A 13,731-nucleotide genomic window follows, 5' to 3' on the forward strand; every position below is an offset into this window, starting at 1 on the left:
ATGAAAACATGGATATTTGCCGGTCTTTGTGACAAAAGCGATACTTTATTATACATCAGCAGCGTATTGGCAGCTTCAGGCCAACAGGTACTGCTTGTGGACGCTACACTGCGGGAACAATATCGGTATAGCATAGGAATGCTCGATAAACCACTACCCATTACACAGTTTTGTGGATTCGATGTGGCGATTGGATTTACAGCATGGGAAGATCTGCATATCGGTATGCTGGCTGATCAAAAGGCAGAACAGACTTATGACATTGTTATTTTGGATGTAGAGCTACCTGATTTTTGTCCAATTTCTGTTTGGAAAACTTCGGAACTCCGAGTTTGGGTCAGTGATTATAGCCACATGCTAATGCACAGCGGACAGAATTGGCTTGAGCATTTGTTTGGCCAACCTGGATTTCCCAAAGATCTTGTATTTCACAAGCTATTTATACAGGCAGTGGATTGCGGTGTGGAGGAGGCGTATTTGTGGGAATACATGAATCGCTTTCCTGCCTTATGGCAACCAGAGCCGTATGTACTGCCATGGGATGAAGGACAGCTTGCTCTAAAGCTGGAAAATGAGCATAAAAAACAGCTTCTGTTAAAACCTCTATCCAGAATATATAAGAGAGAATTGTGCCGTTGTATTGGAGAATGGATGAGTTGGGAGATAAAAGAAAGTCGTCGTGCGCTAAAGCGTGCGGAAAGGAGGAGAGCATGAGCACCATTTTGTTTTGGAGCCCCACTAAGGGAGCGAGTGGAAGTAGCTCATTAGCGGCAGCAATAGCAATTACCATAGGTAATTTATATAGAGGAAGACTTTTGTTGACTCATTTGGGCCGTAGGCATACCGGTATTGAATCAGGATTTCCTATACAGGAGTATGGCATGGACGATCCAAGTCTACAGATTCAGGAAGGGGGCTGGGATGCTGTTTCACGTTTAGTTCTGAGAGGGACGCTGTCTAGAGAAAATATTCGTAACTATACGACACCTGTACTAGAACACACTCTGGATGTACTTGAGGGAACCTCTGGTTTTGGAGCTGCACCGCCGCTACTTTCCCCTGATCTTGTAAAAGTGGTAATTGATACAGCAAATCAATATTATGATTTAACGCTGATTGATGCAGGGAGTGGAGTAGGCTGGGGGGCTGTACAGCATGAAGCATGTGCACGTGCCAAACTAGCCGTTCTTTCGCTCACTCAGAATATGCGTGAGTTGGACGCTTATTTTGAATCTGTGTCTCCATTATCCACATATTCGTCATTACCCATAATAGTTGTCCTTGGAAAATATGATGTGCATTCACAAGCGAATGAAGCGAATATCCGCAGGAGATATGGCTACAAGGGTACTTTGCTTACAGTCCCTTACAGCACCGACTTTATGGATGCATGGAACCGCAGGGATGTGATTGGTCATGTGCAACGCGAGGTGCGAAGTGGAAAAGAGCAGCAACGTAAGCCTTTTATGTCTGTAGGATGGGCGCAGAGCATACGGCAGATTAGCAAAGCTATTCTGGAGGCGGCAGAGTCCGATCTTCGGCTCAAGGCTTTGGAGAGGGGCGCTTAATGCTGTCCGCTCATATGATCAACGGATTAATTATTACCTGCATTGTGCTACTGTGCATCGTACTGATTATTTTTAAATATCGAGGAAATCTTCACTCGCAACATTCAGCTCTTCGGGTAGAACCAAAGAGCGAAGATGCCACATTCGAAACATTGATAGAGTATATCAAAAATGCGCTTCATGAACTAAGTCATAGCCAGATGGCGGATGCCGGATTACATGAAGAGGAATATAGGCGGCGTATCCATCAAAGGGCAGAACTACGAAGGGCGTTAAAGGACTGTGCCAATGGCAGCAGTGGAGATAAACGTTTTGTTAAAAATCTGATGAGTGAGCTTCTGATTAACGGTTACGGATTGAACGAGAAAATCGCCGATACTGTTATGCCATTCTCCAGACCTGAGTTGTTTAGCACACAAGATCAATTCGAAATTATTTTTTACCAATATCAGCAGAAATTTGGCGCGGATGCACTATCACGTTTGCTGGATACTTATGACTTAGCCGAAATGAGGTATTCACAGCAAGGTGAAGAGGATGGAAGCTATTTCGTAACGACAGAGGATATCCGCTATATCTATGACTGTGAATACCGTCCCCTTTCCTTTATGGAGAAAGTGGATATTATTGTGCAGCGGATTTATCAACATTACAAAGGCTTTTCTGTCATTGATGATATTCGTGACCAGAGGATCGATGGTGTAAGTGGGGGTGTAAGTGGTGTGCCGGAAGGGAGTATTTCTTCATCACCACAGTGGCCTTCAGATAGGTATGCATTTGAACAAACCTCTGCGCCCATAATGAATGGATATGAGAGTGTATGGATTTTCTACAAAGGTAAAACTATCCACCTTTCATTCCTCTCCTTTGGATCGGAACGTGAGCTTAAAAGGGTATGTCAAAATATTTACAAATACAATTACCCAGGACAGCTTTCTGAAGCGAATGGTTATAAGGTCAATGAAATGAAGGATGGATCACGGGTAGTAGTAGTACGGCCGCCTTTCTCTGAATCATGGGCTTTCTTTGTTCGTAAATTTGATATTCAAAGCGCTTCGCTCGAACAGTTAATTAGGGGACAAAACGCTGATGTTCCAATCCAGCTACTATCATATCTAATGAAAGGCAGTCGGATTACTGCAATTACAGGTGCGCAGGGTTCAGGTAAGACAACATTGTTAATGGCGATGGTCAAGCATATTTACGCTTCGTATACGCTTCGCGTTCAGGAAATGGCCTTTGAACTGCATCTACGCAGCATTTACAGTCGCCGTAATATTCTTACTTTTCGAGAAACAGATCATATTTCAGGGCAACAAGGTCTTGACTTGCAGAAAAAAACAGATGGAACCGTTAATATTCTAGGCGAAGTAGCGAGTGATGAAGTAGCTGCTTGGATGATTCAAATGTCGCAGGTTGCTAGTTTGTTCACTATTTTTACTCACCATGCTAAAACATTTCGTGATCTTGTATTTTCACTTCGTAATTCACTGCTCAAAACAGGAGTATTTCAGCATGAAGGTATTGCTGAAGAACAGGTAGTGCATGTCATTAACTTTGATGTTCATCTCAAGCGTGATGCGCAAGGGCGGCGTTATATCGAACGGATCACAGAATGTGTACCGCGTAACCCAGAGCATACGAATGTAGGTCCCAATGCTTCATCGAGCTATAGCTACCGCCATGTTATGGAATATCGAAATGGAAGCTATATACCAATGGAGCCCTTAACAGCTAAAAGTGTAGAAGAAATGTGTGAGCAGATGAATGCAAACGATGCGGCAGATTTCCGCAGTTTTTTGACCCGCTATTGGGAGGAAGACTATGAGTCTTAAAGAAATTTTATTGTGGGTTTTTCTTATATCAGGTGGGGGATTTGCAGTTCTATATACAGCTTTGTATGGGTTGCATAAGCATAAGAGCTATGCAGTTCGCAGAGGTAAAATTTATTCTGTACAGGAAGCACGAAAGGGAAAAGCGGTACTTCAACGGGAACTTCAAACTTTAATGCATAAATTGTATACGTTGTGTATGAGGGTCCCTATCACAGCTGGATACATCACAAGTGTTCGTAAGCGACTAGCTGGTCAGCATGCATACGATGAGTATAAGCTTCGTCTGCAGACCATGAAGATGATACTGTTCATTTGGGGGGCTTTTGCTTGCAGCGGCGTTGTGCTGTTGATGATGAAACCAGGAATAGAGTTTGCTGTATTGGCCATTTTATGCGGAGTGGTAATCAACAGCCTTATTATAGACGTGACCACTAGCCAAATGGAAAAAAGGCTACTTGGGCAAATGATCGAATTGTTCGCCAATGTACGTCATCACTATCATCAGCACGGTATGGTGGAAGAAGCCATATCCGAAGCAGCCGATTTAGCAGAGGCAGAGGCTGGAAGACATGCACGGCTCATCCATGAGGCGCTGACAGATGCTGATCCCCACGGGGCCCTCGAAAGATATTATGAATCAGCTCCAAATCGGTTTTTAAAAGCCTTTGCTGGTATCTCGTATATGGTCATGGAGTTTGGTGATCGGGTTGAGGATGGTGGTTCCATTTATTTAAAGGGGCTAAGCAGTCTTGCACGCGAAATCCAGTTGGAGTTGCTGAGGAGAAATAAACTGGACTACCTGCTAAAAAGTTTAAACGTGATCGCTCTGGCCCCTGTTTTCTTTACTACCCCAATCGAGGGATGGGCGAGATCCAGCTTTCCATCCATGGATGAGTTTTATCAGGGGAAATTGGGTTATATCACAAAATTGACCGTTTACATTGTTATCATCCTATCCTACTTTCTGTTACAGAAACTGCAACAGTCCGACGAGACAGGATATCGTGCGGGTAAAGGGCGGAGGGTGTGGGAGCAGAGGTTATATCGTATGCCCATCATTCGTAATATGGTGGAATCTCTAATTCCTCGGCAGCATATGTCATCTTATTTCCAGATAACCCGACTCTTAAAGGAAAGTGGTGCGGAGGTAAAGCTCGAGTGGCTCTACATACGCAGAATTGCTCTTTTTATCTTAGGATTAGTGCTTAGTATTAGTACTATATTTGTTTTACATGGAGCTGAAAAAAGGCATATCCTTCACGCGCCAGTACAATCGGGGCAAATGTTTGGACGTTTAAGTCCGACAGAGGAAAAGGAAGCTTTGAAGCAGAGTGAGATTGACCGCAAAATCATGCAAATGTTGAACATGAAAGCGGACAGCACATACGAGCGAACGTACGCTGCTTTAGAACATTATGCTAATGGCACAGCTACTCCAGAGCAGCTATCCAGGAATACTCATCGAATCCTCCAAAAGCTGAAAGATTGGAATGAAGAATATATAAAGTGGTGGGAAGTACTGATTAGTATGATTGCTGGGTATGTAGCCTACCAAATGCCCATACTTTTATTATATTTGCAACGGAAAATGCGTCATTTGGACATGAAGCATGAGGTCTATCAGTTTCAAACGGTTATTTCCATTTTACGGGTTATGGAACGAATGTCTGTCGAGGAAATATTGGAGTGGCTGAATAGATTTTCAGTAATCTTCAAAAGACCTCTGCAAAAATGTCTGCTTCATTATGAACATGGGCCAGAGGCAGCTCTCGATTTGTTGAAAGAAGAAGCACCTTTGCCGGAATTTCAACGTCTGGTGGACAAGCTCCATTTATCTTTGGGTAAAATTACCATTAGAGAGGCATTTGATGATTTGGAATCCCATATGTCCTACTATTTTGAACAAAGAAAACAGGAGTATGAAAAAATAATAGACAGCAAGGCGATCTGGGGGAGGATGATTGGTTTTGCCCCAATGTATGGTCTTATCTTTTTATATTTGGTAATTCCACTGATTGGAATGAGCTTTGTTCAAATGGATAGCTATTATGAGCAAATACAAAAAATTCAGTAAGTAAGTTCAATAATGCTTAACCAATATTACAAGTTGAGGAGAGAAAAAGATGAATAATGCATCAACGGCATTAAAGGTAGCCGCTGGGATTTTTTTGACCATCGCACTAATCACGATTGTAGTTATACTGTTTATCTCAGCTCAGGAAGCCACTAAAACGGCACAAAACAATTTCGCCGATATCCAGACCGAATTGTCTCAAGCCTCTTTTACGGTATACGACGGCACAACGATTAGCGGCTCACAGGTAACCAATGCGCTGCGGAAGTTTCAGGGAAAGGACCAGTTTGGTATTCAGATTAAAACTGGAAAAAACATGTCAGGACAGTGGTACGGAAATGCTCTGAACATTAGTCCAGACAGTGAGCAGTATGGCGCTGTGAATGGCGGCAGTGATAAGACAGGAAAAATCGCGAATACACTGAATGAAAAGGAGAATGAATATGTAAATCCAAGTGGTAAATTCAAGGCTGAAATCGTTAAAGACAAATCTAACGTGGTACGTGGGTTGTTGTTTACCCAGTCTTAAGTAGTACAGCAAGAATAATAGTTATAAGGGAGTCGTGAGTATGTCTGATCACGCTTCAAGTATGCTGCGGCTTGGTGTGTCAGTTATTCTATTTGTAACCGCATGTGCAGCAGCAGCAAACTTGTCCAGTCAACTGGATAGCGCACTGGAATTAAGGTCGCAGCAGGAGGAGCAATCTGAGGGACGGATCTCCCGTACTATAGGGGTGGAGACACCGCAACGGATTAAAGGGACTCAAGTCATTCAGACCATTCGCTTGAACTTGCAGGAGGGGATTTCGGTTCAAGTTGACGGTTCAGAGTACGATGTATATTCTGAACCGTTTGAGCCTGATGTATCTACCTTGGATGCTTCCTCTATATATGCCATGTACTCACAGCGTAATGGGAATGGAGACATAACATCTGTACGTTTTGAGAAATTGGGGGGAAATTGGGGGAGGACTGAAGTGGTTCAAACAATATCTAAGCTGTTGGGAGCACTGCTAGCTGTATTACTTTTGTACATCGTACCCGCAGCTCAAGCTGCTGAACGGCAGGATGATATATCCGGGTTAAATACATATCATTCGACTGTACATTTTGTTGATATGGTAAGAACCAAAGGTTACATTACACCGACGATGTATAACGATTTTATACGTGATCTGGAGCTGACAGGCAATACGTACGAAGTTGATTTGGAGCATATGCACAAAAAATATGTACCGAATTATGCAGATGCGGCGAAGCCAGACAGTTTTCTGGGTAATTATGAAGTTGTATACGATAGTTACTATAACCCGCAAATCTTACCTGTACTGTTTCCTGATCATTCGCAGCCCAAGTCGGAACAGATACGTCGGTATACCTTGATGGCCGGTGATTATTTTACAGTACGATTATATAATACGAATCGGACTCCTGCGGATTTATACAAATCATGGCTTCTGGGTGGAATAGATAACGATAAGCCGGCAGTTTCAGCTTCTTACGGGGGCATGGTTTTGAATGAAGATTACTGATTTTGCAGTTATATTTATCCTACTCTTTTTGCCCTTTGGTGTGGTTAGTGATTTACGAGTGCAGAATCAGCGTGAAGTACAGCAGCTAGAAATGAAATATACGTCTGCTCTCCGTACCGCAGTTCAGGATGCAGGTGTTGTGCTCTCACAGAATGAACGTCAGGAACGCGAGGCCGGATACGGATCAGATAAGTTTTTTCGTGTAGATAAAGAAGAAGCGCTGGCCACGTTCTTGCACACTTTCTTCCTTAATATGGACATTGATGGGGATACAGCAGCACAACGTGCGTTATTGAATTACATACCAGCTATTGTGATACTGGATTATGATGGTTATTATACGTTCGCTTCATCATCCTATAAAGATGCGTATGGACAAGCGGTTATAGGCCCCAAGTGGAGCGAAAAAAAGCCTTATGCCTATGTTGATTCCGCAGGCAATAGTGTGGGATTCACCCTGGATAATTATCTACATGCCTATGATGCGCAGAATCACAGATGGGTGGAGGGGTTTCAAAAAGAGCTTGAGGGTCAGACCCCCATTTCGTTACTGAACAATTCATTAACCTTTGAGCAAATACGCCGTTCCACCATTGTTCGCACCATTCAGGAAGATATGGCTCGACTGATTAATGTCCATAACGAAAAAGCAGCACGGAATGGCATTTCCTATACGTTCACCCTACCACTCATTTCACAAGAGGAGTGGTATAACACAATAGATGATGTGGGTATGATCGCGTTTATCCAAGGTATTCCAGTTGGAGACAGGTATTACAATAACTATGGGTTTGGTGGTGGAAGAGTCGTCCGAAAGCAATCTATTATTGGTGGCATAGAACCGGGTACTGGAATGAAATATTTTTATAGAGATTCATATCCAACCCCTTTTCAAGCGACTGAGCGTTTTACGGATGAAAAATCTGCGGCAGCTGCTGGTTATTTTGAGTACCAATATCATAACAGCTTAAAATAATCACCCTCCGGGGTGGGTTTCGTATTATTAGGTCAACCAAAAGGTTGGCCTGTTTTAATAGGAGTTTAATCTGACGTTAGTCGGGAAGAACTTTGTTTTGAAATGGGCAGAGAAATAGACGAATCTCCAAGCCAAGCCGATAGCACCATAGAAGCAGTGCCAGCCTAGTCTTTTGCCTTTATGGTCACTGCTTTTTTAAAGAGTGAGTCAAATAAATGGAATTTAATACTCGACTTACCGGGGGAGTTCCAAAGAAGATGATACAAATTGGAATTATATGGTATTAAATGTAACTTTAAGTAATAACGTCTTTTGAAGTGAAGGACGAAAACGCTTGTGAATATTTTTGTCTTGGCATCAATTAGGCTTTTGCCTATTGTTGAAGGTTTTTTAGTCCTTTATATAGGCAGCCGCATATGATAAGTAAACACTAAATCAAATAAAGGAGAATGAGTATGTACCAGAAATCATGCCATCACTTTCCATGGCATATTCCTATGTATAACAGCTGTAATTACAATTATAGGAGTTATGATCCTCAATACTACAATTGGTATAATAACGACAGTAATCTCTATGAAAAGACAATATTAAGAGATTATGGACAAAGTCCATTTGTAGTGAATATTGACCAGGCTGCAAAACAAAACAAAAATTATCGTACCGCTATATGGACAGGAAAACATTTACAAGTGACTCTGATGAGTATTAATGTTGGCGATGATATCGGTTTAGAAGCTCATCCAACAACTGATCAATTCATACGTATTGAAGAAGGTCAGGGACTTGTTCAAATGGGGGATAGGAAAGACCAATTAGATTTTCAAGTGATGGCCTATGATGGCTATGCAATTATGATACCTGCTGGAAAATGGCACAATGTAATTAATACAGGAAATATGCCCCTTAAGATATACGTTATCTATGCACCGCCTGAGCATCCATTTGGAACAGTTCATGAATCAAAAGAAATTGCCATGTCTGCTGAAAGATAAATAAATCCAATTATATTTTATTTCTTCCCGGTCCGGAACCCAGGCCGGGATAATTACATTTTCTCCATTTTATTATTCCTTCGATACTCATGAGGACTGTCTACATAGAGTTCTGTTTTTTAATTGTTATTAGAACTTATCAATTATTAAGGTATTCATTATTTGGAATTGTAAGCTTATGTATACTAACTTCAACGCTGTTCCAACATTTTAGAACTAAGCTTGAAGCTTAAATTGCCAAAAGAAGCAAAGAAACTCCTTATGTACCTACCGAAGAGGAGATTAAGCGCTACTTCGATATGATTTAGCAAGCGAAAAACCTTCAAGACATATTGATTGTGAATACGTTGCTATTTACCGACTTTTGGGAAGCGAGTTGACCAATATCAAGTTGGCCGATGTCGATTTCTACTACTTTCAAATCCGTTTTAATAAGGGCAAGGAGGGCAAAAAAATAAGCCATGTCCTTAGCGTATATTTTCATTAAAATGTTGGTGGAACCCTTGACTAACATCAGCTGGCTTTCTTTTTTTAGGCCTATCCATCTGAAAACCTTAAAATTCGCTGTTTTCAATGTTCCGATAAGGGTGCCGAATGTGCTACAATAAGGCTTTGAAAGAAACGAAAGATTGATGAAATAAGAACACTCGGCAGTGCCGATGACAATAAGGAGCCAAAAACAGCTTATGAGTTTATTGACTGTAGAAAATGTATCCCACAACTTTGGGGACCGTGCATTATTTAAAAATGTTTCCTTTCGATTACTTGCGGGGGAACGTGTAGGATTGGTAGGAGCTAATGGTGTTGGTAAATCGACACTCATGAACATTCTGACTGGAAAATTGCTTAAAGATGAAGGCAAAGTGGAATGGACTCCACGTGTACGTTATGGCTATCTGGATCAGCACACCAAGCTGACGCCGGGCAAAACAGTACGTGATGTATTAAAAGACGCTTTTCTTCCTTTGTTGGAACTAGAAAAGGAAATGATGCAAATTACAGACAAAATGGGAGAGGCTTCTCCCGAAGAGTTGGAAGTTTTGCTGGAACAGATGGGAGAAATTCAAGAGCAATTGGATATGGGGGATTTTTACCTCATTGATGTGAAGGTTGAAGAAATGGCGAATGGATTAGGTCTCTCTGCCATCGGACTGGATCGGGATGTAGCAGCACTTAGTGGTGGGCAACGGACAAAGGTGCTTCTTGCTAAGTTGCTGTTGGAAAAGCCAAATGTATTGCTGCTGGATGAGCCTACCAACTATTTGGATGTGGAGCATATTGAATGGCTTACGCGATATTTGAAGGATTATCCCTATGCTTTTATCCTCATCTCACATGATACTGAATTTATGAACCAAGTCGTTAATGTAATCTACCATCTTGAATTTGCTAAGATGACCCGCTATTCAGCTAACTATGAAAAGTTTCTTGAAATGGCGGATCTGAACAAAGCACAGCATATTGATGCATATGAGAAGCAGCAGGAATATATTAAGAAACAGGAAGATTTTATTCAGCGCAATAAAGCGCGCGCATCTACATCAGGCCGTGCAAAAAGCCGTGAAAAGCAGCTTGATCGGATCGAACGTATTGATAAGCCTGAAGAAGCTGTAAAGCCAACCTTTCAGTTCAAAGAAGCCCGTGCGAGCGGGAAAACGGTTTTTGAGGGTATTGATTTTGAAATTGGCTACACTCATGCCCTTTTGCCTAAAATGTCCATGACGATCGAACGTGGCGAAAAGATCGCAATTGTTGGCTGCAATGGTGTTGGTAAGTCTACGTTGCTCAAAACCATTCTCGGGAAAATACCTCCAATCAGCGGAAAAACCTATCAAGGGGATTTCTTGCAGCCTGCTTATTTTGAACAGGAAGTAAAGGCGGAGAAAATTACACCGATTGACGATGTATGGAATGAATTTCCGCATTTGAATCAGCATGAAGTACGAGCGCATTTGGCGCGCTGTGGTTTGAAGAATGAGCATATCACCCGGCCTTTGTCTGCGCTTAGTGGTGGAGAACAGGCTAAAGTCCGCCTTTGTAAACTGTTAATGCGTGAGAGCAACTGGGTACTGTTTGATGAGCCTACCAACCACTTGGATGTCAAAGCAAAGGATGAACTCAAACGCGCTTTGAAGGAATACAAAGGGACCGTATTGCTTGTATCCCACGAACCGGACTTTTACGAGGATTGGGTAACCAAAACGTGGAATGTAGAAGAGTGGTCTAGTAAAGTTAACTAAAATCCAGTTCTGACAGATTTAACACAAGGTGGGGTTTGCAGAATTAGGAAAATATGCTAAGCTATCTTTAGCTGATACAATAAAATAGTTACACTAGGGGAGCCGCCCATGCGGCTGAGACGAAATAAATGGATTTCGGACCCTTTGTACCTGATCTGGGTTATGCCAGCGTAGGGAAGTGAGTACTGTACAAACAAGGTAGTAGCTCTTTACTTTTGTTTGCACAGGGAACGATATACGTTTACGGATATAATAGTCCGTTCGATTTTGAACGTTTGTCAAGCCACTTCCTCTGGGAAGTGGCTTTTTGCGTTTCGTTCATCTTCATTTGTTCGAGCTTCCGTAGACGGATTTACAAATGATCTCCTTTCATTATTGCTGTTACATGTGGCTGGCTCCGTATGATATTACCCAATAGGGAGCTGCAACAATATAGTTCAGCTTATACGATTATTTTATATTTTTTAGTCCAAGTGAGGTGAAAATGAGATCGAATTACACGTAATTACGATGGAAAGTGTCTCCTGTGTGGATGTACCCAAAGTGGCTGCCGCTATTTGTCCTTATATTCATTATGTACACGCACGTTCGAAACAGAAGGGTGCCTCTGCTTTGCTTTCTTTGACTCGTAGCATGATCGAGCAGGAAGTTCCTTTGCAGCAAATTGTAGTAAATGACCGTATGGACGTAGCTTTACTTACCTTGGCAAGAGCTGTCCAGCTACCTGCTAATGGGTTATCTGTGATGGATGCGAAAAGTCTGCTTCCAGTGGGTACACGCTGTGGAGTGTCTGTACATTCCTTGGAGGAGGTGCAGACCGCTGAGCAGGGGGGAGCAGACTATGTACTATTTGGTCATGTATATGAGACCTATTGTAAGGCCGGTCTTGTACCGCGGGGTGTAGCACAGCTTGAACGCATTTGCAGATTGTCGGCCATTCCGGTGATAGCGTTGGGAGGCATACAACCTCATCATGTTCCAGAGCTCTATCATGCCGGAGCAAGCGGAATTGCGGTGATGTCTGGTATATGGGAAGCAGAGTCACCCGTTGCAGCAGCGATGGAATATAGGCGAATGGTAGATCTTGTAGTTCACGACCTGTAGCAAGAAAACGAGACGAAGGGAAAGCAGAATGCTCACCGGAGAGGAGACACGGAACATATGTCAAAGACACATACAGAGAAAAAAGCAATAGGACACGCAGAATGCTTGGTCATAGGCGGGGGTGTGATCGGCAGTGCCATTGCTTATCATGTGGCTAAGGAGGGACGAAGTACAATTATGCTGGAACGATGTATCCCCGGTGAGGGAGCATCAGGAGCAGCGGCGGGAATGCTGGCAGCGGAAAGTGAAGAGTTCTCAGACCTTGAGCTGGCACGATTTGCTCGCGCAAGTCGAGATGCATTCCCTGACCTTGTCTGTGATTTGGAGCGTTTATCGGGTATTTCAGTGAATTTTCGTACCGAAGGTTTTGTGACCCCTTTTCGTTCAGAAACAGAGGGCCAAAGGCGCTGGAATGCTGCGAATATCCGAGAGGATGATAGCCCTATTTGGTGGGATGCCAGGGAATTGGCTCGACGGATTCCGGGCTTGGCAGATCAAGTAATTGGGGCTATATACCGATCAAAGGAGACACAAGTGGCCCCTGTTCAGCTTTGCCGTGCTTATGCAGGGGCAGCTGCGGTGCTGGGAGCAACAATATGGTCTGGAACTCATGCCGAGGAACTGATCATACAGGACGGCCGAGTTTGCGGTGTGCGAACGGATAGTGGATTTTTTTCCTGCGATCAGGTCGTGATTGCCGCAGGCTTGGACAGCTTGAAATTGCTAGTACAAATTGGATTTGATTATCCTCTTTATCCAGTCAAGGGTGAAGTGGTAGCAGTCTCCTTGAAGGACCATCCGTTGGATTATACCATTTATGCCGACGATGTTTACCTCGTGCCTAAACAGAATAACGAGCTTTGGATTGGGGCTACGAGTCTTCCACATCAATATGACAAAGAGGTGACCGTAGGAGGCTTAAAAGGACTGTTAGCACGTGCATCTGCCTGGTTGCCGCGTGTACAAGAAGCTTCTTTTATACGTGCTTGGGCGGGCTTACGTCCACAGGCAGCTGCGGAGCGTCCTTTCATTGGCCCTGTTCCTGGAGTAGAGGGCGTCTATGCTGCAGTCGGGCATTATCGTAACGGTGTCTTGCTTAGTGATGCGACTGGGCGAGCGATGGCAGCTATGCTTAAAGGGGCTGATGCGGCTGGACTTGGAATAAGCAAATTTTCTTCTGAACTCCTCAAGGAGGAAAGCTTATGAAGCTGATCATTAACGGACAGAACATGACCATTTCTAATCGAATCACTCATGTGGATCAATTGCTGCATGAACTTGATTTAAAGGTGAAAACCGTAGTGGTAGAGCTGAATCGGCATATATTGACCCGTGAAGATCATCATGAGACGGTACTTAAGGATGGAGATTGCCTAGAAATCGTACATTTTGTAGGAGGCGGTTGAT

At 43.0% G+C, this 13,731-nt stretch carries 13 protein-coding genes and 1 riboswitch; of the genes, 12 read left to right on the plus strand and 1 reads right to left on the minus strand.

Annotated elements, in window-relative coordinates; all coding sequences use genetic code 11:
• The 8 genes from MMB75_RS05770 to MMB75_RS05805 all read left to right on the plus strand — a co-directional run bounded on the left by MMB75_RS05770 (window position 1) and on the right by MMB75_RS05805 (window position 8,980).
• Window positions 1-714: a hypothetical protein gene (locus MMB75_RS05770; RefSeq protein WP_025365033.1), complete on the plus strand. Its 714-nt coding sequence runs from the start codon at window positions 1-3 to the stop codon at window positions 712-714.
• Window positions 711-1,568, plus strand: coding sequence for a hypothetical protein (locus tag MMB75_RS05775; RefSeq protein WP_031461588.1), 858 nt, complete (start codon window positions 711-713; stop codon window positions 1,566-1,568). Before MMB75_RS05770 ends, MMB75_RS05775 begins: the two co-directional genes overlap by 4 nt.
• Entirely contained in the window at window positions 1,568-3,403 is a 1,836-nt protein-coding gene (locus tag MMB75_RS05780; RefSeq protein WP_045244491.1) for an ATPase, T2SS/T4P/T4SS family, read from the plus strand. The genes MMB75_RS05775 and MMB75_RS05780 overlap by 1 nt, the downstream gene beginning before the upstream one ends.
• Window positions 3,393-5,477 (plus strand): hypothetical protein, encoded by a 2,085-nt coding sequence (locus tag MMB75_RS05785; protein ID WP_045244492.1) that lies wholly within the window; start codon window positions 3,393-3,395, stop codon window positions 5,475-5,477. Before MMB75_RS05780 ends, MMB75_RS05785 begins: the two co-directional genes overlap by 11 nt.
• Window positions 5,478-5,526: 49 nt before the next feature.
• Entirely contained in the window at window positions 5,527-6,006 is a 480-nt protein-coding gene (locus MMB75_RS05790) for a hypothetical protein (protein WP_016821930.1), read from the plus strand.
• A 448-nt stretch (window positions 6,007-6,454) separates the two neighbouring features.
• Window positions 6,455-7,009, plus strand: coding sequence for a hypothetical protein (locus MMB75_RS05795; RefSeq protein ID WP_045244605.1), 555 nt, complete (start codon window positions 6,455-6,457; stop codon window positions 7,007-7,009).
• Window positions 6,996-7,985 (plus strand): hypothetical protein, encoded by a 990-nt coding sequence (locus MMB75_RS05800; protein ID WP_045244493.1) that lies wholly within the window; start codon window positions 6,996-6,998, stop codon window positions 7,983-7,985. Before MMB75_RS05795 ends, MMB75_RS05800 begins: the two co-directional genes overlap by 14 nt.
• Before the next feature lie 455 nt (window positions 7,986-8,440).
• Window positions 8,441-8,980, plus strand: coding sequence for a cupin domain-containing protein (locus MMB75_RS05805; protein ID WP_045244494.1), 540 nt, complete (start codon window positions 8,441-8,443; stop codon window positions 8,978-8,980).
• A gap of 322 nt (window positions 8,981-9,302) precedes the next feature.
• On the opposite strand, the gene MMB75_RS05810 is transcribed toward MMB75_RS05805, so the two are convergent.
• A complete protein-coding gene (locus MMB75_RS05810; protein ID WP_230681881.1) occupies window positions 9,303-9,494 on the minus strand; it encodes a hypothetical protein in 192 nt (63 codons plus the stop codon).
• 172 nt (window positions 9,495-9,666) lie between these two features.
• Here MMB75_RS05810 and MMB75_RS05815 point away from each other — a divergent pair, with 172 nt between their 5' ends.
• The 4 genes from MMB75_RS05815 to thiS all read left to right on the plus strand — a co-directional run bounded on the left by MMB75_RS05815 (window position 9,667) and on the right by thiS (window position 13,730).
• Window positions 9,667-11,220, plus strand: coding sequence for an ABC-F family ATP-binding cassette domain-containing protein (locus MMB75_RS05815; RefSeq protein WP_045244496.1), 1,554 nt, complete (start codon window positions 9,667-9,669; stop codon window positions 11,218-11,220).
• Window positions 11,221-11,305: 85 nt separating this feature from the next.
• Window positions 11,306-11,414: riboswitch (TPP riboswitch) on the plus strand.
• A 316-nt stretch (window positions 11,415-11,730) separates the two neighbouring features.
• Window positions 11,731-12,324 carry a thiamine phosphate synthase gene (locus MMB75_RS05820; RefSeq protein ID WP_016821920.1) on the plus strand — a complete coding sequence of 198 codons (594 nt, stop codon included), beginning with the start codon at window positions 11,731-11,733 and terminating at the stop codon, window positions 12,322-12,324.
• 57 nt (window positions 12,325-12,381) lie between these two features.
• Window positions 12,382-13,530, plus strand: a complete 1,149-nt coding sequence (gene thiO, locus MMB75_RS05825; RefSeq protein ID WP_031461583.1) for a glycine oxidase ThiO — start codon at window positions 12,382-12,384, stop codon at window positions 13,528-13,530.
• A complete protein-coding gene (gene thiS / locus MMB75_RS05830; protein WP_031461582.1) occupies window positions 13,527-13,730 on the plus strand; it encodes a sulfur carrier protein ThiS in 204 nt (67 codons plus the stop codon). Before thiO ends, thiS begins: the two co-directional genes overlap by 4 nt.
• Window position 13,731: the final 1 nt, after the last annotated feature.

Origin of the sequence: Paenibacillus sp. P2(2022) (assembly GCF_029522175.1) — a bacterium.
In the GTDB taxonomy this organism is placed as follows: Bacteria; Bacillota; Bacilli; order Paenibacillales; family Paenibacillaceae; genus Paenibacillus; species Paenibacillus polymyxa.

Coding starts and splice junctions, on each gene's coding strand:
- MMB75_RS05770 (WP_025365033.1), top strand. CDS start 1: ATGAAAACATGGATATTTGCCGGTCTTTGTGACAAAAGCGATACTTTA.
- MMB75_RS05815 (WP_045244496.1), top strand. CDS start 9,667: ATGAGTTTATTGACTGTAGAAAATGTATCCCACAACTTTGGGGACCGT.
- MMB75_RS05785 (WP_045244492.1), top strand. CDS start 3,393: ATGAGTCTTAAAGAAATTTTATTGTGGGTTTTTCTTATATCAGGTGGG.
- thiO (WP_031461583.1), top strand. CDS start 12,382: ATGTCAAAGACACATACAGAGAAAAAAGCAATAGGACACGCAGAATGC.
- MMB75_RS05780 (WP_045244491.1), top strand. CDS start 1,568: ATGCTGTCCGCTCATATGATCAACGGATTAATTATTACCTGCATTGTG.
- MMB75_RS05775 (WP_031461588.1), top strand. CDS start 711: ATGAGCACCATTTTGTTTTGGAGCCCCACTAAGGGAGCGAGTGGAAGT.
- MMB75_RS05800 (WP_045244493.1), top strand. CDS start 6,996: ATGAAGATTACTGATTTTGCAGTTATATTTATCCTACTCTTTTTGCCC.
- MMB75_RS05790 (WP_016821930.1), top strand. CDS start 5,527: ATGAATAATGCATCAACGGCATTAAAGGTAGCCGCTGGGATTTTTTTG.
- MMB75_RS05810 (WP_230681881.1), bottom strand. CDS start 9,494: ATGTTAGTCAAGGGTTCCACCAACATTTTAATGAAAATATACGCTAAG.
- MMB75_RS05820 (WP_016821920.1), top strand. CDS start 11,731: ATGGAAAGTGTCTCCTGTGTGGATGTACCCAAAGTGGCTGCCGCTATT.
- thiS (WP_031461582.1), top strand. CDS start 13,527: ATGAAGCTGATCATTAACGGACAGAACATGACCATTTCTAATCGAATC.
- MMB75_RS05805 (WP_045244494.1), top strand. CDS start 8,441: ATGTACCAGAAATCATGCCATCACTTTCCATGGCATATTCCTATGTAT.